We start from the raw sequence: 18,231 nt of genomic DNA, 5'->3' as shown, positions 1-18,231 counted from the left end.
ATTTGTGTAATTTGCGGTTAAACTTTTTCTAAAAAAGCTATCCACCTATCGCAATCATACTTCGATTATCCTGATTTAAAATCGGATTATCAACATCTTCAAGAGTTGTCATTCCAGCTCTAACTTTCTTTTTGTTTTTAATTGCTGAGGCAATGGTATTTTCGATGGCTTCACCATTTCTGTAAGGAGTCAATAAATCGGTTTCTGAATTGGAGAACAAACAATTCTTGATTTTTCCATTTGCCGTAAGGCGAATTCTATTACAGCCATCACAAAACGGATTCGTAATAGAACTTATGATTCCAAAGCTTCCTAAATAGTTTTTAATTTTGAATTCTCTAGCTGTGAAGTTCTTTTCATCCTGTAGCTTTTCCAAATTGGATTCCGAAAAATGAGCCGAAAGTTGGTCTAAAATTTCCTTTTGAGAAACCATTTTGCTCCTGTCCCACTCATTTCCGGCAAAAGGCATGAATTCGATAAAACGAATTGAAATAGGTAAAAACTCGGTCAGATTAATGAAATCAATGATTTCATCATCGTTAAAACCTTTAATCAAAACCACATTTACTTTTACCTTAAAATCATTATTCAATAGTAAATGCAAATTATCAATAACTTTTTCGAACTGATTGCGAAGTGTAATATTATTGAATTTGGTAGCAACTAAAGTATCCAGACTCAAATTGATTTTGCGGACATTAAATTGCTTTAAAACATCGATATGTCTGTCAATTAGAATTCCGTTTGTAGTAATCGAAATTTCAGTTTCTAATTGGGATAGTTTTTCTATAATTTCAGGAAAATCTTTTCGCAACAGCGGTTCTCCTCCTGTCAATCTTATTTTGTTAACTCCATTATTTACGAATGTCTGGGCGATAGCAAAAACCTCATCGGCAATCATCAACTCTTTTTTGGGAGTCAATGCAATTCCTTCGGCAGGCATGCAATAAGTACAACGTAGGTTGCATTTTTCAATTAATGAAATACGCAAATAGTTGTGTTTACGACCAAAATCATCCGTCAATATGGTGTTATTTGGTATCATGATTACTCCCTTTTAGGATGTGAAAAACATGCAAAACATGCGGAAAAACAGCATCCATAGATTCTTTAGCTCCATTTACAGAACCCGGCAAAGCCAGAACTAAACTGTCCCCGATAGTTCCCGCCACCGAACGCGAAAGCATCGCATACGGCATTCTGTCCTGTCCATAATTGCGAATAGCCTCTTCGATTCCCGGAATTCTGTTTTCCAATAATGGTTCTAATGCTTCCGGAGTAACATCTCTTGGCGAAAGCCCGGTTCCGCCGGTAAAAATCACCAATTGGTTATCGGCAACATATTTTTTAGTTCTGTCCTGGATAAAATCAACCTCATCAGGAATGATTTCGTAATGAGAAGTTTCTACACCATAAGATTCCAGTTTTTCAACAATAACTTTTCCGGAATGGTCTTCTTTATCTCCTGCAAAAATAGAATCGGAACAAACAAAAACAGCTGCAGTTAAAACATCACGGAATCTGTTTTTATACGAAGACTTCCCTCCTTTTTTCTCTACTAATTTAATAGTCGAAATTTCGATATTCTTATCAATGGGTTTCAGCATATCATACATCGTCAACGCCACAATAGACGCGCCGTGCATGGCCTCAACCTCAACTCCTGTTTTATAAACGGTTTTCACCGTAAAAAAAATATCAATCGTTAAATCCTTAATTTCATAAGCCACGGCCGTATATTCAATTGGTAATGGATGGCAATCAGGAATAGATAAATGTGTATTTTTTACAGCAAACAAACCAGCGGTTTTAGCCATTTCAAGCACATTGCCTTTGGGAACCAAATTTTTCTCAATAGCTTCAATCGTTTCCGGCAAACTAACTTTTACAGTTGCCATGGCTGTTGCCGAACGTAACGTACTTATTTTATGGGTAATATCAACCATTATTATTTATTTTGCTTCCAAACGAAATCTTCGTTCTCAAATATTTCTTTGCCAAAGATAGGCACTTCGGTTTTAATCCAGTTTACAATAGCCTCAGTAGCCTCATAAACCTGTGGGCGATGTCCAGCCGAAACAAAGACAAACAAACAAATCTCACCCGCTTTCACCACGCCTAAACTGTGGTAAATATGCATGCAAACCAGATCAAATTGAGCAAAAGCTCTTTCTCTGATTACAGCCAAAGCTTCATTAGCCATTTCTTCATAAGCGGTATATTCAATTGCTTTTACCACATTTTCCTCATGTACATCGGCACGAACCTGACCTAAAAAAATATTGTGTGCCCCAATCGTGTGCTTCCCCTGGTGTTTAGCAATCGAATCGGCTATAAATTCAGGAGTAATGGCTCCTTTTATGAAAACTTTTTTACTCATTTTTTTTATTTAATTTACCGCAGATTCGCAGATTTTTAAATAATTATAATCTGTGAATCTGTGGTTATTTCTTTTAAATCGAAACAGCATCAGTAGCTATAATGGCTTGTAGTTTTAAAGCACCTCCGGCAATACTTTGTACTTTTCGAAATTGATTTTCTTTAAGTATTTCCACTGCTCTTTTACTTCTTATCCCCGATTGGCAATAGACTAAAATCTTTTTAGCAGCATCCAATTGATCTAAATTTTCTTCTAAATCAGAAAGCGGAATCTGGATTGCATTTGGCAAACTGATCTTTGGCATTTCTTCTTCATTTCTAACATCCAGAAAAAGAACCTCCAAATCATTAATTTGTTTCAAAGCTTCACTTGTAGTTATTTCAAGAACATTATCTTCAATTGTATTATATTTTTTTTCAAAATCCAATTCGCTTATTGAAGTTTCATTGGTTCTAACCAAATCAAATTTCTGTTGGTCATTAGTAAGCATATTGTAGATTAACAATTCACCCGAAAGAACATTGCCAATTCCAAGAACCATTTTCAAAACTTCATTGGCTTGAAACATCCCAATAATTCCCACAGAAATTCCCATCACGCCTGTATCTACACAGTTTTTAGTATTTGATGATTCATCTGGAAACAGACAGCGGTAAGTAGGTCCATTTTGATAATTAAATACCGAAACCTGACCTTGGAATTTATAAATTGAGCCGTAAACAAAAGGTTTATTGGTTACTATACAGGCATCATTAATCAAATATTTGGTATGCAAATTATCGGTTGCATCAACCATAATGTCATAATATTCGAATAATGGAATGGCATTTTTAGCATTCAAAGTATCGGTAATAGCATTTATTTGTATCGAAGGATTCAAAGACAAAGCCATTTCTTTAGCCTCCAAAGCTTTGGATTTTCCTATCGCATCACTTTTATAGATTACCTGACGCTGTAGGTTACTGATTTCAATGGAATCATCGTCAATAATTCCTATTTCTCCAATTCCGGCTGCTGCCAAATACGGCAAAATTGCCGCACCCAAACCACCGGCACCAATAATCAATACCTTAGCCAGGCTTAGTTTTTCCTGGCCTTTTTCGCCCACTTCAGGAAGTATAATTTGTCGATTGTATCGCATAATTGCTACCAATTAAGAAATTGTTTTTTTTAACCTCCGGCAAATGGAGGTAATAAAGCAACAACATCATTAGTCATTAACATGTAACTGTTTTTGTCTTGTACCAGTTTTTGATTGACCGCAATACTATAAGAAAGCGAAGCCAAATCGTATTTTTGTTCTAATTCATCTACTAATTCCTGTAAAGATAAATTAGAAAAAGGAATATTCTCTCCTTGAACCTTTGTTTTCTCGGCTACAGCACCAAAATATTTTACACTTAGCATTATTCGATTACATTTAAATTTTGAAAAATAAATTCGTCTTCAGTATAAGCCGCTTTAGTAAAAACAGCAAGTTCAGAAGTATGATTCACCACCTCACCTATCACAATAATTGCCGGCGAAGCCAGTTTGTGTTCAGCAACTAATTTATTAATGGTACTTACCGTTCCTATTACTTTTTTCTGAGTATCCTTGGTTCCGTTTTGAATGATAGCAACCGGTAAATCATCGGTTCTATTGTTTTGATAAATAGATACAATTTCGTCCAGTTTATTCATTCCCATCAAAATCACCACTGTAGCCGACGATTGTGCTGCCAAACTAACGTCTGTAGATAATTTATGTGCCGAAGTGGTTCCTGTAATTACCCAAAAACTTTCTGAAATTCCGCGTTGTGTTAAACTGATTCCATTTGAAGCCGGAACTCCTAAAGCCGAAGATATTCCCGGAACAATAGCCGTTTGCAAACCATGTTTTTGAGCAAATTCAATTTCTTCACTTCCTCTACCAAAAACAAACGGATCTCCTCCTTTTAATCGCACCACATGACCGTGTTTTTGCGCCATAACCACAATCAATTCGTTTATTTGATCCTGAGTATATGCGTGACAACCAAAACGTTTCCCCACAAAAACTATTTCAGTTCCTGCAGCAGCATATTGCAATAAGTCTTCATTCACAAGTGCATCATAAAGCACTACATCAGCATCTCCTAAGGCTTTGATGGCTTTGATGGTAATTAATTCCACATCGCCGGGACCAGCCCCTACAATTGTCAACTTTGGTGTGTTAGCATTCTTCATATTCTTCAGTATAAATTGGTATTCAGTTCATTTAATTCGGCAGGCGAATTCACATTTCTAAATTGCTTGCTTTTCTCTCCCACAACTTCAATTATTTGGTGATTCACTTTTTCTAAAAAGCGCATCATTTTTAAATCATTTTCTTCTATCGCCTTTTTCAAAATCGGAATTATTTTCTTCGAATAAATTCCTATCAAGGGATGGATTTTATTAACATCTGAAAAAACAGAAATTTCAAAATCCGTTGTATGTTTTGTTATCAATTCCGATAATAATTCAGTCGAAATTAAAGGAATATCACAACTTAATATCAAATTGATTTCTGATTCCGAATGAACCAAAGCCGAGTAAATTCCGCCAATAGGTCCTTTATCTAATTCAATATCTTTTATTTTTTTATAGTGCAAATAATCATAATAAGATGTATTTGTCACTAATTGTATTTCCTTACTAATGGGCAACGCCGCTGCAATAATATGTTCAATAAACGGCCTCCCCTGAAAAAGCACCAATCCTTTCTCCGATTGCATTCGGCTGCTTTTACCTCCACAAAGAATTGATACCGTTACTTTTTTCATTTTCTTTTAATTAAAAGGCAAAATTACAACTTCTTCCTGAGCTTCAATAGCTGTAACATAATGTGGCACAACAATTAAGCCATTCGCAACGGCAAAAGTATTTAACATGGCCGAACTCTGACTTTCTAAAACAGTCACATTATCATCATCATACAAGGCTTTTAAAAACAAGGTTTTTCCAGATGTATTTTTAAAAGGCGTATTTATTTTTCGCTTTATTTCCTGCAAGTAGATAATATCAAATCCCATTAACTTTTTCAAAGCCGGCAAAGTATAAACATAAAAACAAGTCAGTGACGAAGCCGGATTTCCCGGTAAAGCAAAGACAATCTTATTTTCTTTTGTTCCAAAAAACAAAGGCTTCCCCGGTTTTTGATTAATCTTATAAAACAACTCGGTCACTCCGTTTTTCAACAAAGCTTCTTTGACATAATCATAATCACCAACTGAAATTCCGCCTGAAATTAATACTACATCAAAATTAGCCAAACAGCTTTCTACTGAGAGAATTGTCTTTTTTAAACTATCTTTAACCTTGAAAATACTCGTTTTCTTAATTCCAACTGTTTTCAAAGCAGCTTCAATCATTAGCGAATTACTTTCGTAAATCTTTCCTTTTGGTAATTTCTTTCCAGCCGGCACTAATTCATTTCCCGTAACCAAAATGGCTACTTTTGGTTTATCATATACTTTGATTTTTGTAATTCCCAAACAGGCTAAAAAACCAACAGCCGCAGGGCTAATTACTGTACCCGCATCAAAAACCAATTCGCCTTTCTTGATTTGCTCTCCTTTTTCACGAACATTTGCCCCTGCAACCGGCATTTTTTCAATTTGAAGCAAATGATCCGTTCTTCTGGTATGTTCCTGCATCACCACCGTATCAGTATCATCGGGAACAAAAGCACCGGTAAAAATGCGAACAGCCTGATTCTTTTCAATTTTTTCATCTAAGAAATCCCCAGCCTGAGATGTATTTACCACTTCAAATTGTTTTAAATCACTGTGTGTAAACGCATAACCATCCATCGCCGACTGACGAAAAGGTGGCATATGTATTGGAGAATAAACTGCTTCTGCCAAAACATATCCTAGTGATTTGCTCACTTTGATTTTTACAATTGGCATTTTAGAAATATTCTCAGCGATTATATTTAAAGCCTCGGCTACTTGAATCATAAAATCGAATTTTAAAACTAAGTATTAATACTTATGCAAATATACGTAATTCTGATTAGTATTGTTATAAAATAACGGTTTTATACAGCGAAATGTAATATTTTAAATTAACTCTTCATTATTTGCGAAAAAACAAATAATTCACTGTTTTTTGATATAAATTCTTAAAACGAAAATAGAAGTTAGTTTAAAACATTTAGAATTATATTGATAAACTACTCATTAGGTAAAACCAAACTGGACGTGATTTGCTCTAAAATCTCAAAAGCAGTTTCAGCCATTTTGTTGCCTTTAGTATCCAAAAGCGGATTGATTTCGCAAAATTCGATACAAATTACTTTTCGGGAAGCGATAATCTGATTGATAATAGAGATTACTTCATGCTCATCAAATCCTTTCGAAACAGGAGTTCCTGTACCATTCGAAATTAAATCACAATCTAATGAATCGACATCAAACGAAATATAAATCATATCACAATTTGCCAATTGCGTCAGGGCTTTCTCTACAGAAGCTTTAACTCCTTTATAACGAACTTCGTCAACCTTGAAATTTTTTATTTCGAGTTCCGCTATTTGTTTGTCTTCGGCTTCTTCAGTATCACGAACGCCAAAATAAATTAAATGCTCTGGATCAATTTTAGTGGCTTCAATCGCTATGTGTTTCATTTCTTCCCAATGTTGTTGGGTTTCAGGAATAACTTCATTGATTTGGCATTTCAAATTATCCAGAGACAAGGCCGCCGCCAATGGCATGCCGTGAATATTTCCCGACGGTGAAGTATAAGGCGAATGCAAATCGGCATGGGCATCAATCCAGATTACACCAAGCGTTTTATGCGGATAAACAGCCTTAATTCCGCTAATAGTCCCTAGTGCCGAAGAATGATCACCCGACAAAACGATAGGTAAAAAATTAGCTTCTAAATTTCGTTTCACAGCAAAAGAAACACGGGTACATTGCTCTAAAACAAATTCGATTCGTTTAGCAAATGTATTTCGGTTTTTATCATAAATACTTTCGTTGTGCGTTTTAACATCTTCAAAAGTAAACTGATTAAAATATTCGCTTCCCTTATTAATCGCAGCAATTTCTAATGCATCGATACCTAAATCGGCACCACGAGTTCCTCCACCAATATCTGAGCGATTCTTGATTAACTTAACAACCCGATCCATAATGATTTATTTAAAATCGTTTAATGCTTTTTCGATAATAGAAAGACAGTCCTGAATTTGATCTTCGGTTATTACTAATGGAGGTGCTAAGCGAATTTTGTTTCCGTGAGTAGGTTTGGCAAGCAAACCATAATCTCTGAATTTTAAACAAATTTCCCATGCCAAATCCGATTCTTCATCACAGTCAATCACAATAGCATTCAGCAATCCTTTTCCTCTTACCAGAGAAATTAGAGGATTTCTGGATGCAATAGCATTCAATCCGTCTCTTAAAACTACTCCTAGACGTTCGGCGTTTTCGGCTAATTTTTCTTCTTTTACCACTACCAGCGCTGCAATGGCTACAGCTGCCGCTACAGGATTTCCTCCAAAAGTAGAACCGTGTTGTCCCGGTTTTATGACATTCATAATGGCATTATTAGCTAAAACTCCGGAAACAGGATAAACTCCTCCTGACAAAGCTTTTCCTAAAATTAAAATATCGGGTTGTACATTTTCATGTTGTACTGCTAATAATTTTCCGGTACGTGCAATTCCTGTTTGTACTTCGTCAGCAATAAATAAAACATTGTGTTTTTCACACAATGCTTTGGCTTTCGCCAAATAACCTTCGCTTGGAACATAAACTCCTGCTTCGCCCTGAATAGGTTCTACAAGGAATCCGGCGATATTATTCGATGATTCCAATGCTTTTTCCAAGGCATCAAGATTATCATATTCAATTTTGATAAATCCATCTGTAAAGGGACCAAAACTCTTGCGGGCCGTTTCGTCATTCGAAAACGAAATAATAGTAGTGGTTCTTCCGTGGAAATTATTTTCGCAAACAATAATTTGCGCTTGATTTTCGGCAATTCCTTTTACTTCATACGCCCATTTTCTACATAATTTCAAAGCCGTTTCTACAGCTTCAGCTCCAGTATTCATTGGCAATATTTTATCAAAACCAAAATACTTAGTTACATATTCCTCATAAACTCCCAATTGATCATTGTAAAAAGCACGTGAAGTCAGTGTTAATTTCTGTGCCTGCTGCACCATCGCCCCAACAATTTTTGGATGACAATGTCCTTGGTTCACTGCCGAATAAGCCGATAAAAAATCATAATATTTTTTCCCATCAACATCCCATACAAACACACCTTCTCCTCTTTCAAGAACTACTGGTAATGGATGGTAATTATGAGCTCCGTAATTATCCTCTTTATTAATTAAGGCTTCTGATTTTGAAGAAAGTATTTGCTGTGTCTGTTCCATAAAATTTATATCGCTTCTAATGTTACAAAATTACGCATATTTTACGGCCTATCAAAACCATTAACAAAGCCTTATCGTATTATTGAAACGCGATAAACAAAGTATTTTATCAGGCTTTTTTTGAATATGAAAAGTTAATCTCAATTTCTATTAAATTAATTTTTCAGATATTTGTAATTCTACCTTATTTAATTGTTTAGTTTCAAAAAATGAAAAACCTACTTTATCTCCTTGCTCTTATTGGTTTAACTTCTTGTCAGGGAACAAAAGACATCAAAACGACCAAAGCAGCATTTGAACCTGTAAAATACAGTAAAACAATAACCGCCGAAGAATTAAAAAAACACCTTTACATTGTAGCAAGTGATTCAATGGAAGGAAGAGAAACAGGTTCTATTGGACAAAAAAAAGCAGGTAAATACCTGATTAGTGAATATCAAAAAGATAAAATTTCTTTTCCTAAAGGAGCGCAAAATTTCTATCAACCCGTTCCTGCCACTTTTTTAAATGCTAAACGCAATCAAAATTTAGCCGATTCAGAAAATATTTGGGCCTACATTGAAGGGACTGAAAAACCTGATGAAGTTATAGTAATCTCGGCACATTACGATCATGTGGGAACTAAAAAAGATGCCATTTTCAACGGAGCTGACGATGATGGCTCAGGAACAGTGGCTTTGCTCGAAATGGCTCAGGCTTTTCAATTAGCTAAAAAAGACGGCAACGGCCCTAAACGTTCTATTTTATTTCTGCACGTTACTGCCGAAGAACATGGTTTACACGGTTCACGTTACTACAGCGAAAATCCATTATTTCCTTTAAAAAATACCGTTGCTAATATCAATATCGATATGATAGGACGTCGTGATGATATTCATCCTAACACGAATAACTATGTTTATTTGATTGGAGCAGACCGACTTTCAAGTGAATTACACCAAATATGTACTTCGGTAAACGAAAAATATGTTCAGTTAGATTTGGATTTCAGGTTCAATGCCCGCAATGATCCAAATCATTTTTACGAGCGTTCTGATCATTACAATTTTGCAAAAAACGGAATTCCTTCTGTTTTTATTTTTAATGGCGTTCATGCCGATTACCATCGAAAAACCGATACTCCTGATAAAATCGAATACGATGCTTTAGAAAAAAGAACGCAACTTGCTTTTAATATTGCCTGGGAATTAGCTAATAGAGAAAATAGAATTACAGTCGATAAAAAGTAATTTATTTTTACGCAAAGATTTACTAAGTGATTTTCTTTCTGAATTTTTGCAAAATAAAAATTGATACACTCCCAACTTCTAACATCTAACCCTTAACATTTAACTTTCAAAATCATGAAATTCAAAGCAGTCCTGTTCGACTTAGACGGAACACTTGTTAACTCACTAATAGACATTGCCGATTCGATAAATAAAGTACTCAGCGAGCAAAATTTCCCTACGCACAGTTATGAAGTTATTAATGACTTTATAGGCAGCGGACTTAGAAATCTGGTTACAAAAGCGCTTCCTGAAAGCTGTAAAGATGAAATAAGTATTAACACAACTTTTGAATCAATGGTAACTGTTTATCGGGACAATTGTATTCATAAAACCGCTGCTTATGATGGAATTATAGAACTTCTGGAGGAATTAAAATCAAGAAATATTAAACTTGCTATTTTATCGAACAAGGCTGATGAACTGACAAAGAAAATAGGACTTTCACTATTTCCTGATTATTTCGAAATTGTAATGGGTTTAAAAAGTGAAGCTACTAAAAAACCTAATCCTGCAGCTGCCATTCAAATCAGTGCCGATTTAGGTTGTTTGCCTGAAGAAGTACTTTATGTAGGCGATTCAGGAATTGATATGCAAACAGCCAAAAACGCAAATATGTATGCTGTAGGCGTGCTTTGGGGTTATCGTCCAAAAGAAGAATTACTTGCCGAAGGTGCTCAAACTATTATCAATCATCCATTAGAACTATTGGAACTTTTATAATTAAAAACATGAAATACAAATGTATTATTTTTGATTGTGACGGTGTGCTGGTGGATAGCGAAGCCATTTCGATAGGTACTTTAGTCCGAATGGCTGAATCACACGGTGCAAACATTGATGAAAATTATGCGCATCAATTATTTTTAGGAAAATCACTCGAATTTTGTTTTGACTACATTGCTGAATTAGCTAAGAAAAAATTGCCTGATAATTTTGAAATAGATTTCAGAGACCGCACTTTTGAAGCTTTTCAAAAAGAATTACAGCCTACAAAAGGAATTCATGAATTATTAGCAAAAATCAAAGTTCCTGTTGGCGTAGCATCGAATGGTCCTGCCGATAAAATCAGACTTAATTTAACCACCGCTAAATTGATTGATCGTTTTGACGGAAATATTTTTAGTGCTTACGACATCAAAAGCTGGAAACCCAATCCTGAATTGTATCTTCATGCAGCCAAAACTATGGGATTTCAGGTTGAGGATTGTGTCGTAATTGAAGATAGTCCCGCAGGAGTTCAGGCGGCATTATCAGGTGGTTTTGATGTTTTTGGTTTTACCAATGAGGCTAATTTTCAGATTTTACAGCAAATGAACATTCCGTTATTTGATGATATGGCTAATTTAGATTTACTTTTACAATAAATTATTCGAAATAAAAATGACTACACACCTAGCTTTACTTCGCGGAATCAATGTTTCGGGACATAACATGATGAAAATGGAAGCCTTGCAAAAAATGCTCGAAAACATTGGTTATACTAATGTCAAAACTTACATTCAGTCCGGAAATGTATTTGTAACCACCGATGAAGAAAATCCGGCAGCAGTAGGTTTCAAAATCAAGCAGGAAATTTTCAAAATTTTTGGTCACGATGTTCCAGTTGTAGTTATCAATAAAGAAGATTTAGTTTCCTGCTTGAACAATAATATTTTTCTAAAAGAAAAAGAGCCCGATACTAAAAAACTATATGTTGCTTTTGTATCTACAGAATTACACAAAGACCGCATTCATGATCTTAAAATGAGTCAGGTAAAACCTGATGAAGTGCATATTGATAAAAACAGAATTTATATTAAATATGCAGTTTCGGCTGGAAAAACCAGATTAGATCAAAAATATATCGAAAAGAAATTGAATCTTACTGCTACAATTCGCAACTGGAATACAGTAAATCAGTTGTTAAAAATGTATGAAGAATTCGAACAAGAATAATTACTACTAAGAATCTCATCAATTTTTTATTCAAAAAATAAGATTCTCATAAAAAGAAGCAAGCTTATTTTTAAATCAACAAAAACGCTTTTTTCTAAGTAATTTTAATTTAAAAATAAGTATTAATACTTATTTTTAAATTACATTTGTTTTATTCAAACCTGAGTTCAACTCATCAAACAAAGAACAAATGAGAGGAATTATTACTGACTGTGCTAACTGCCTCAACACCAATTGTTTTATTAAAAAACATTTGCACTTAGAGAAAATGCAGGATTTTGTTTTAGAAAAAACCAATTATACCTGCAAAAAGGGACAACAATTCATGATTGAAGGTGCTCCTATGCAAGGCTTGTATTTTATTAACAAAGGAAAAGTAAAAGTTTTAAAAACAGGTATTTATGGTAAGGAACAAATTGTTCGCCTTAGCAGCGATGGAGATACCATTGGTTTTAGAGGATTTGGTACCAGTAATCGCTATCTTATAGCTGCTTCAGCAATAGAAGATACCGTTTTGTGTAATTTCAGTAATGATATTATGCATGCTATCTTGAAATCAATTCCCGAATTCACTTATGATATGATGCTCTTTTATGCCGAAGAACTGAATAAAAGTGAGAACAGAGTTAAAAAAATTGCTCAGATGAATGTACGCGAAAGAGTTATTGATATCCTCCTGTATTTGCTAAAAAAATTCGGACACACAAATAATTTACTCAATATCAATCTTTCGAGAAAAGAAATCGCTGATTTTGCAGGAACGACTGATGAACAAGTAACACGTATACTTTCTAGTTTAAAAAAAGAAGGCGTAATTAAAATTGTCAATAAGAAAATAGGTTTACTACAAGTTGACAAACTCAATGCCGAAATTATTGAGCATAAATAATACAATTCTCTTTTAGAATTTACTGTGTTAAAAATATTAAACCATTAAGAAAGTTAAGGAAATTAAACATAAGCCTTAATGAAACTTAACTCACTTAATTGTCAATAAAATATGGTACTTTTTAAAGCTTAGATGGTGCAACTCATTCTAAATTTTTCAAAATTGCTTTTCGCTTGATTTTGCCGCTTTCGGTAGTTTCAAATTTTGGAACAAAAAATACCTGTTTTGTTTTTTCGAATTTATCTAAAATGTCAAAAATTGATTTGTCTAATTGGTATTTAGTTCCTTCGATAACCAAAACTAATTTTTCACCTAAAACCTGATCCGGAATTCCACCAACAAAAAAACGAGCCGAAATCGCATTGGCTAATTTTGCTTCAATTTTTTCAGGAAATAATTTAACACCGCCACTATTTACTACGTTATCAATTCGTCCTAAAAGCACAAACTGATTATCGTTAATTAATTCGACCAAATCATTCGTAAATAAACGTTCATCGCTTACCAGAGGCGCATCAATAACCAGACACTCTTTTTCATCCTGAGAAATAGTGACATTCGGTAAAATAGAAAAAGCCCGCTCGTCTATTTTCTTAGCTGCAATATGAGTAATGGTTTCTGTCATTCCGTAAGTTTCGTAAATTTCGGTAGTTACGTCTTCAAGATTTTTTTCTAATGAAGCATTCATTTTAGCTCCGCCAATAATTAGTTTCCTGACCTTATGCAATTCATTCAGGGAATTTTCTACCTGTAAAGGAACCATCGCCACAAAATCGTATTTCTTATCTAAATTTTCCAAAGGATTTGAATTTGGCGCTACAATATCAAGTTGTAATCCTAAAATGAAACTTCGCACCAGCATCATTTTTCCGGCTATAAACTGGGCAGGCAAACAGCACAAAGCGGTATATCCAGGTTTTAATTCGAAAAAATCTCCTGTTGCCAAAGCAGAATTTACTAAAGCCTGTTTACTTTTTCGAATAATCTTTGGAATTCCCGTTGTTCCCGAAGTCTGTAAATCGATATACCAATTATCATCAAACCAATCGAGTAAAAATTGTCCAATAGCTTTTTCGTATGCTTCTCCTTCTTTTATCAAATAATAAGCAGCAACTTGCAATTGGCTGCTATTGAAATGAACTCCGTTGAATCTAAAAAAATTATGTATGTTTTTGTAAGTCACTTTTCTCATGAACTAATTCTTTATTTCGATGCTACCAGTCAATTTTTCTTTCCAGTTGGTCCATTGATACTTTCGACTAAAAATAAATAAAACAACAGGGTAAACCAGAGCAACTGGTAAAATAATATCTAATCCCGCCTGCGGTTCAGACATGTCTTTAAAAATAGAATGTGTTTGAAAAGCCGACCAATCGGAAGTGACTAATAAAGCTCCAATTAAATTATTTGCCGCATGAAAACCAAGCGCTAATTCCATTCCTTCGTCCATCAAAGTAATAATTCCCAGAAATAATCCTGTACCAATATAATAGACAAAAACGATGTTTCCAATTTTTGTAACCTCAGGATTAGAAAGATGCATAGCTCCAAAAATAACCGAAGTCATCAGCAAAGGAAACCATTTATTAAGAGCTAAATTTCCAAAACCCTGCATCAAATAACCTCTAAAAACATATTCTTCGGTACTGGTTTGAATAGGAACCAAAGCCACAGCAATGACAAATAAGATAGCGAAAGGAACAGGCTTAAAATCCAAGACATACAAAGTGGGATTCATAAAATAATACACCAAAGTAGAAACGATAGAAAACGCAGCCCAAAGTCCGAAAGAAAAGAAAACTCGTCCCCAATCTACTTTTTTTCTGGAAGTTGTAACCGATAAAAAAGTTTGTTTATGCAAATATTTGACAACAAAATATATTCCGGCAAAGGCAAAAACAAATGATATCAGCAATAAAAAGAAAGTCAAATTAGGTTCAAAAAAATGCATGATCTCATCATTGGTCGAAGGATAAACAGCTCCTGAAGTCAAAATCTTACTCATAACAGCCAGCACTAGTGGAATTTGTCCCACAAATGAAGCTGAAATAATAAATACAGATCCCAGTATATATTTCCAAAATTTATTTTCTGAACGAATGCCTTGTTCTATAAACATCTATTTTATTGATTTAAAGTAGTACAATTCAACTTGCAAAAGCTATTTTTGTTTCTTCGAAAATACCCATTTATTTTAAACTAAAAAAATAGAACTCATGATTGAAGTATATCATAATCCGCGATGTGGAAAATCAAGAAATTGTCTGGCTTTTTTAGACAACGCTAATCAGGAATACAAAATCATCAAATATCTGGAGGAAGTTCCTACTGCAGAAGAACTTACAGATTTACTAAAAAAATTGAATTTGAAACCAATTGAGTTAGTACGCCAAAAAGAGAAAATATGGATTGAGCAATATAAAAATCAGGAATTGACCGATGAAGCTATAATTCAGGCAATGGCAGCTAATCCTATTTTGATAGAAAGACCTATAATTGTAAAAGGAAACAAGGCGATTATTGCCCGCGAAGCGGATAAAATCGAAGCTTTCTTCGAAGGAAAATAAACAATTTAACATATATTTAGTATATCGCTATTAAACCAAATTGAGTTATTCTATTCCAAATAAAAAAAAACCTAAAATTATAGAAATGCGACAACCATTAAGATTCATTTTAAGCCTCACATTCATTTTTACTTTCCTGAGCAGTTTTGCTAAAATAGGCGATCCTATCATTGATCCGGCAAAAGAAAGAGTAAAAATTTCGGGGACTGTAATTGAAAAAACAACCAAACAACCTCTTGAATACGCTACTGTTACTATTACTGATGCTACAAATCCTAAATCTATTGCTGGCGGAATCACTAATGCAAAAGGGAATTTCTCTATAGAAGTCACACCTGGAACTTACAACATCAAGATTGAATTTATTTCGTTTAAAGCTGTTGTATTCAACCAACGTAAACTTGACAAAAATATTGATTTAGGAACAATTGGATTAGTTGAAGATGCAGCACAGTTAAACGAAGTTGTGGTGCGTGCCGAAAAATCTACTGTCGAAATTAAATTAGACAAAAAAGTCTATAATGTAGGTCAGGACATGATTGTAAAAGGTGGAACAGTAAGTGACGTTTTAGAAAATGTACCTTCAGTTTCTGTAGATGTCGAAGGAAATGTAAGCTTACGTGGTAACGAAAATGTACGTATTTTTATTGACGGACGCCCATCAAACGCATTGAATATGGCAGAGGCTTTACGCCAAATTCCAGCCGATGCTATTGATAAAGTAGAAGTTATCACCAATCCATCTGCACGTTATGACGCCGAAGGTGGTGCGGGAATTCTAAATATTGTTTTGAAAAAAGGAAAAAATTTAGGCTTTAACGGAAGTTTTATTGTTTCTACAGGAATTCCTGAAACTTATGGTGCGAGTGCCAATTTGAATTACAAAACCGAAAAATTAAACTTTTTTACCTCTACCGGATACGATTACAGAACAAGTGAAGGAGCTGGAAAAACCAATTCTACTTACTTCAATACCGATAAATCTATCTCTAATTTTATAGACGAAACTAAAAATACCGAGCGTGTTAGAAAAGGAATTTCGACTAAAACAGGTGTAGAATGGACAATCGCTCCTAATACTTTCTGGACAAATTCGGTTAGCTACAGAGACAATAGAGGTAGCAGTACTGATAATGTAAACTACGATTCTTTTGATGCTAATAGAATTTTTACATCTACTCGTAATCGTTTAAACGATGTAGCTGATTCTGGAGAAAATCTGGAATTTGCTTCTAATTTCATCAAAAACTTCGATGACAAAGGACATAAATTAACAGTTGATGCTATTCTTTCAAAAGAAAAAGATGTTGACAGTTCTATAATTACCGATCAAATTATTGGCGGAACTAACGCTCCTAAATATGATTTTACTTCAAATGATGAAAAACAAAATCAATTTCAGTTTCAGGTAGATTATGTATTACCTGTTGGAGAAACTGGTCAGTTTGAAGCCGGTTATAAAGGAAATTTCAACAATTTAGATAATAACTACAGTATTATTACAAGTAATAATAGCACTAATAATTTTTTATCAAACACTTTAGAATATAAAGAAAGATTCAATGCACTTTATACACAATATGGTTTTAAAGTTAATAAGTTCTCTTATTTATTTGGTTTACGTTGGGAAGACTCAAAAGTCATTATAAATTTATTAGATGAACCTGATAGAAGTTTCAATACTAAAAAGTATAACAATTTCTTTCCAAGTGCCTTTATCAACTATGAAATATCAGATGAAAGCAGTATTTCTTTAAGCTATAGTAAACGTTTATCAAGACCTAGAGGACGTTTCTTAAATCCGGCAACAAACTACTCCAGTAACATTAACTTGTTTAGAGGTAATCCTGAATTAAATCCTTCTTTTACAGATAAATTTGATTTTGGTTATCTAAAAAAATGGGAGAAAGTAACATTCAATACGTCACTATATTTCGAAAATACTAAAAACGTATTCTCATTTATACGTTATCCAAATGGAGACGTTGTCGAGCAAGAAGTGGATAACACAGATGACGGTATCGATAATCCCGTTACAACAGAAACACCAGTAATTTTAAGTACTCCTATCAACTTAGGAAAAGAACAAAAAATTGGTTTCGAATTTACTTTAAACTATACGCCATTAAAAATTTGGAAACTAAATAGTAGTTTCAACCTTTTTAATTCTAAAACAACAGGAGAAAATAAATATATCGATATTGACGGTGTAGAACAAACTCAAAAATTAGATAACGAAGCTTTCTCCTGGTTTACCAGATTAAGTTCGCGTTTAACACTTCCTGCAAAAGTGGACTGGCAATTAACTGGAATGTATTTTGGACCAAGAAATACTGCTCAGGGTAGAAACTTAGGAAATTATGTGGTAAATATGGCTTTCAGCAAGGATATCTTAAAAGACAAAGCTACTCTTGCTTTCAATGTAAGTGATCTTTTCAATTCTAGAAAAATGATTTCAAGAACTAATCTGGAAAGTGTTTCTTCATACAGTGAATTCCAATGGAGAAGAAGACAATTTAATTTGTCTTTCACTTACCGATTGAATATGAAAAAGACTGAGAAAAAAATGCCAAAGAACGGCGGTGGCATGGAAGAAGGTGGAGATGGCGGAGAATTTCCAGGATAATTATAAGTAAAATTCAAAAAAATTAAACTCCTAATTCCAAACGTAAAAGTTGGAATTGGGAGTTTTTTTATTGGGATTTGATTTTTTTAGCATAAAAAAAGGATTCATTTTCATGAATCCTTTTTTATTAAAACCTCAATTTATAGAGATTCTTGTTTTTTTGC

19 protein-coding genes are annotated in these 18,231 nt (G+C 34.0%); 7 read left to right on the top strand and 12 right to left on the bottom strand.

Annotated elements, in window-relative coordinates; all coding sequences use genetic code 11:
• Positions 1 to 37 precede the first annotated feature (37 nt).
• The 10 genes from moaA to rocD all read right to left on the bottom strand — a co-directional run bounded on the left by moaA (position 38) and on the right by rocD (position 8,779).
• Positions 38 to 1,045, bottom strand: a complete 1,008-nt coding sequence (gene moaA / locus FEM21_RS12470; RefSeq protein ID WP_035660756.1) for a GTP 3',8-cyclase MoaA — start codon at positions 1,043 to 1,045, stop codon at positions 38 to 40.
• Positions 1,032 to 1,946 carry a bifunctional molybdenum cofactor biosynthesis protein MoaC/MoaB gene (gene moaCB, locus FEM21_RS12465; protein WP_035660754.1) on the bottom strand — a complete coding sequence of 305 codons (915 nt, stop codon included), beginning with the start codon at positions 1,944 to 1,946 and terminating at the stop codon, positions 1,032 to 1,034. Before moaCB ends, moaA begins: the two co-directional genes overlap by 14 nt.
• 2 nt (positions 1,947 to 1,948) lie before the next feature.
• Positions 1,949 to 2,380 (bottom strand): molybdenum cofactor biosynthesis protein MoaE, encoded by a 432-nt coding sequence (locus tag FEM21_RS12460; RefSeq protein ID WP_035660751.1) that lies wholly within the window; start codon positions 2,378 to 2,380, stop codon positions 1,949 to 1,951.
• A 73-nt stretch (positions 2,381 to 2,453) separates the two neighbouring features.
• A complete protein-coding gene (locus tag FEM21_RS12455) occupies positions 2,454 to 3,521 on the bottom strand; it encodes a HesA/MoeB/ThiF family protein (RefSeq protein ID WP_035660776.1) in 1,068 nt (355 codons plus the stop codon).
• Positions 3,522 to 3,550: 29 nt separating this feature from the next.
• The gene (locus FEM21_RS12450; RefSeq protein ID WP_035660750.1) at positions 3,551 to 3,787 is read right to left on the bottom strand and encodes a MoaD/ThiS family protein; all 237 of its coding nucleotides are present in this window, start codon (positions 3,785 to 3,787) and stop codon (positions 3,551 to 3,553) included.
• On the bottom strand, positions 3,787 to 4,587 hold the full coding sequence (gene cobA / locus FEM21_RS12445; RefSeq protein ID WP_035660749.1) for a uroporphyrinogen-III C-methyltransferase: 801 nt from the start codon (positions 4,585 to 4,587) through the stop codon (positions 3,787 to 3,789). Before cobA ends, FEM21_RS12450 begins: the two co-directional genes overlap by 1 nt.
• A gap of 5 nt (positions 4,588 to 4,592) precedes the next feature.
• Positions 4,593 to 5,165 carry a molybdenum cofactor guanylyltransferase gene (locus FEM21_RS12440; protein WP_035660747.1) on the bottom strand — a complete coding sequence of 191 codons (573 nt, stop codon included), beginning with the start codon at positions 5,163 to 5,165 and terminating at the stop codon, positions 4,593 to 4,595.
• Between the two features lie 6 nt (positions 5,166 to 5,171).
• On the bottom strand, positions 5,172 to 6,344 hold the full coding sequence (locus FEM21_RS12435) for a molybdopterin molybdotransferase MoeA (protein ID WP_035660746.1): 1,173 nt from the start codon (positions 6,342 to 6,344) through the stop codon (positions 5,172 to 5,174).
• A 215-nt stretch (positions 6,345 to 6,559) separates the two neighbouring features.
• The gene (locus tag FEM21_RS12430) at positions 6,560 to 7,522 is read right to left on the bottom strand and encodes an arginase (protein WP_035660745.1); all 963 of its coding nucleotides are present in this window, start codon (positions 7,520 to 7,522) and stop codon (positions 6,560 to 6,562) included.
• Positions 7,523 to 7,528: 6 nt separating this feature from the next.
• Positions 7,529 to 8,779: an ornithine--oxo-acid transaminase gene (gene rocD, locus FEM21_RS12425; protein ID WP_035660744.1), complete on the bottom strand. Its 1,251-nt coding sequence runs from the start codon at positions 8,777 to 8,779 to the stop codon at positions 7,529 to 7,531.
• Positions 8,780 to 8,988: 209 nt separating this feature from the next.
• Here rocD and FEM21_RS12420 point away from each other — a divergent pair, with 209 nt between their 5' ends.
• The 5 genes from FEM21_RS12420 to FEM21_RS12400 all read left to right on the top strand — a co-directional run bounded on the left by FEM21_RS12420 (position 8,989) and on the right by FEM21_RS12400 (position 12,874).
• Positions 8,989 to 10,008: a M28 family metallopeptidase gene (locus FEM21_RS12420; protein ID WP_035660742.1), complete on the top strand. Its 1,020-nt coding sequence runs from the start codon at positions 8,989 to 8,991 to the stop codon at positions 10,006 to 10,008.
• 114 nt (positions 10,009 to 10,122) lie between these two features.
• The gene (locus FEM21_RS12415; RefSeq protein WP_035660741.1) at positions 10,123 to 10,770 is read left to right on the top strand and encodes an HAD family hydrolase; all 648 of its coding nucleotides are present in this window, start codon (positions 10,123 to 10,125) and stop codon (positions 10,768 to 10,770) included.
• 8 nt (positions 10,771 to 10,778) lie between these two features.
• Entirely contained in the window at positions 10,779 to 11,414 is a 636-nt protein-coding gene (locus tag FEM21_RS12410) for an HAD family hydrolase (protein ID WP_035660739.1), read from the top strand.
• Between the two features lie 16 nt (positions 11,415 to 11,430).
• Complete coding sequence (locus FEM21_RS12405; RefSeq protein ID WP_035660738.1) at positions 11,431 to 11,985, top strand: DUF1697 domain-containing protein; 555 nt, start codon at positions 11,431 to 11,433, stop codon at positions 11,983 to 11,985.
• 190 nt (positions 11,986 to 12,175) lie between these two features.
• Positions 12,176 to 12,874 carry a Crp/Fnr family transcriptional regulator gene (locus FEM21_RS12400; protein ID WP_035660737.1) on the top strand — a complete coding sequence of 233 codons (699 nt, stop codon included), beginning with the start codon at positions 12,176 to 12,178 and terminating at the stop codon, positions 12,872 to 12,874.
• Between the two features lie 142 nt (positions 12,875 to 13,016).
• Here FEM21_RS12400 and FEM21_RS12395 read toward each other — a convergent pair whose 3' ends face one another.
• Together FEM21_RS12395 and FEM21_RS12390 are read right to left on the bottom strand one after the other, a co-directional pair.
• A complete protein-coding gene (locus tag FEM21_RS12395; RefSeq protein WP_035660735.1) occupies positions 13,017 to 14,066 on the bottom strand; it encodes an AMP-binding protein in 1,050 nt (349 codons plus the stop codon).
• A 3-nt stretch (positions 14,067 to 14,069) separates the two neighbouring features.
• Positions 14,070 to 14,993: a CPBP family intramembrane glutamic endopeptidase gene (locus FEM21_RS12390; RefSeq protein ID WP_035660734.1), complete on the bottom strand. Its 924-nt coding sequence runs from the start codon at positions 14,991 to 14,993 to the stop codon at positions 14,070 to 14,072.
• Between the two features lie 97 nt (positions 14,994 to 15,090).
• On the opposite strand from FEM21_RS12390, the gene arsC reads away from it, so the two are divergent.
• Together arsC and FEM21_RS12380 are read left to right on the top strand one after the other, a co-directional pair.
• A complete protein-coding gene (gene arsC, locus FEM21_RS12385) occupies positions 15,091 to 15,441 on the top strand; it encodes an arsenate reductase (glutaredoxin) (RefSeq protein WP_035660733.1) in 351 nt (116 codons plus the stop codon).
• Between the two features lie 85 nt (positions 15,442 to 15,526).
• Positions 15,527 to 18,067 carry an outer membrane beta-barrel family protein gene (locus FEM21_RS12380; protein WP_035660773.1) on the top strand — a complete coding sequence of 847 codons (2,541 nt, stop codon included), beginning with the start codon at positions 15,527 to 15,529 and terminating at the stop codon, positions 18,065 to 18,067.
• The last annotated feature ends 164 nt before the right edge of the window (positions 18,068 to 18,231 follow it).

Source organism: Flavobacterium seoulense (assembly GCF_000695795.1).
In the GTDB taxonomy this organism is placed as follows: Bacteria; Bacteroidota; Bacteroidia; order Flavobacteriales; family Flavobacteriaceae; genus Flavobacterium; species Flavobacterium seoulense.
The sequence above is the reverse complement of the archived record's forward strand: the minus strand, read 5'-3'. Positions and strand labels throughout refer to the sequence as shown.

Coding starts and splice junctions, on each gene's coding strand:
- moaA (WP_035660756.1), bottom strand. CDS start 1,045: ATGATACCAAATAACACCATATTGACGGATGATTTTGGTCGTAAACAC.
- moaCB (WP_035660754.1), bottom strand. CDS start 1,946: ATGGTTGATATTACCCATAAAATAAGTACGTTACGTTCGGCAACAGCC.
- FEM21_RS12460 (WP_035660751.1), bottom strand. CDS start 2,380: ATGAGTAAAAAAGTTTTCATAAAAGGAGCCATTACTCCTGAATTTATA.
- FEM21_RS12455 (WP_035660776.1), bottom strand. CDS start 3,521: ATGCGATACAATCGACAAATTATACTTCCTGAAGTGGGCGAAAAAGGC.
- FEM21_RS12450 (WP_035660750.1), bottom strand. CDS start 3,787: ATGCTAAGTGTAAAATATTTTGGTGCTGTAGCCGAGAAAACAAAGGTT.
- cobA (WP_035660749.1), bottom strand. CDS start 4,587: ATGAAGAATGCTAACACACCAAAGTTGACAATTGTAGGGGCTGGTCCC.
- FEM21_RS12440 (WP_035660747.1), bottom strand. CDS start 5,165: ATGAAAAAAGTAACGGTATCAATTCTTTGTGGAGGTAAAAGCAGCCGA.
- FEM21_RS12435 (WP_035660746.1), bottom strand. CDS start 6,344: ATGATTCAAGTAGCCGAGGCTTTAAATATAATCGCTGAGAATATTTCT.
- FEM21_RS12430 (WP_035660745.1), bottom strand. CDS start 7,522: ATGGATCGGGTTGTTAAGTTAATCAAGAATCGCTCAGATATTGGTGGA.
- rocD (WP_035660744.1), bottom strand. CDS start 8,779: ATGGAACAGACACAGCAAATACTTTCTTCAAAATCAGAAGCCTTAATT.
- FEM21_RS12420 (WP_035660742.1), top strand. CDS start 8,989: ATGAAAAACCTACTTTATCTCCTTGCTCTTATTGGTTTAACTTCTTGT.
- FEM21_RS12415 (WP_035660741.1), top strand. CDS start 10,123: ATGAAATTCAAAGCAGTCCTGTTCGACTTAGACGGAACACTTGTTAAC.
- FEM21_RS12410 (WP_035660739.1), top strand. CDS start 10,779: ATGAAATACAAATGTATTATTTTTGATTGTGACGGTGTGCTGGTGGAT.
- FEM21_RS12405 (WP_035660738.1), top strand. CDS start 11,431: ATGACTACACACCTAGCTTTACTTCGCGGAATCAATGTTTCGGGACAT.
- FEM21_RS12400 (WP_035660737.1), top strand. CDS start 12,176: ATGAGAGGAATTATTACTGACTGTGCTAACTGCCTCAACACCAATTGT.
- FEM21_RS12395 (WP_035660735.1), bottom strand. CDS start 14,066: ATGAGAAAAGTGACTTACAAAAACATACATAATTTTTTTAGATTCAAC.
- FEM21_RS12390 (WP_035660734.1), bottom strand. CDS start 14,993: ATGTTTATAGAACAAGGCATTCGTTCAGAAAATAAATTTTGGAAATAT.
- arsC (WP_035660733.1), top strand. CDS start 15,091: ATGATTGAAGTATATCATAATCCGCGATGTGGAAAATCAAGAAATTGT.
- FEM21_RS12380 (WP_035660773.1), top strand. CDS start 15,527: ATGCGACAACCATTAAGATTCATTTTAAGCCTCACATTCATTTTTACT.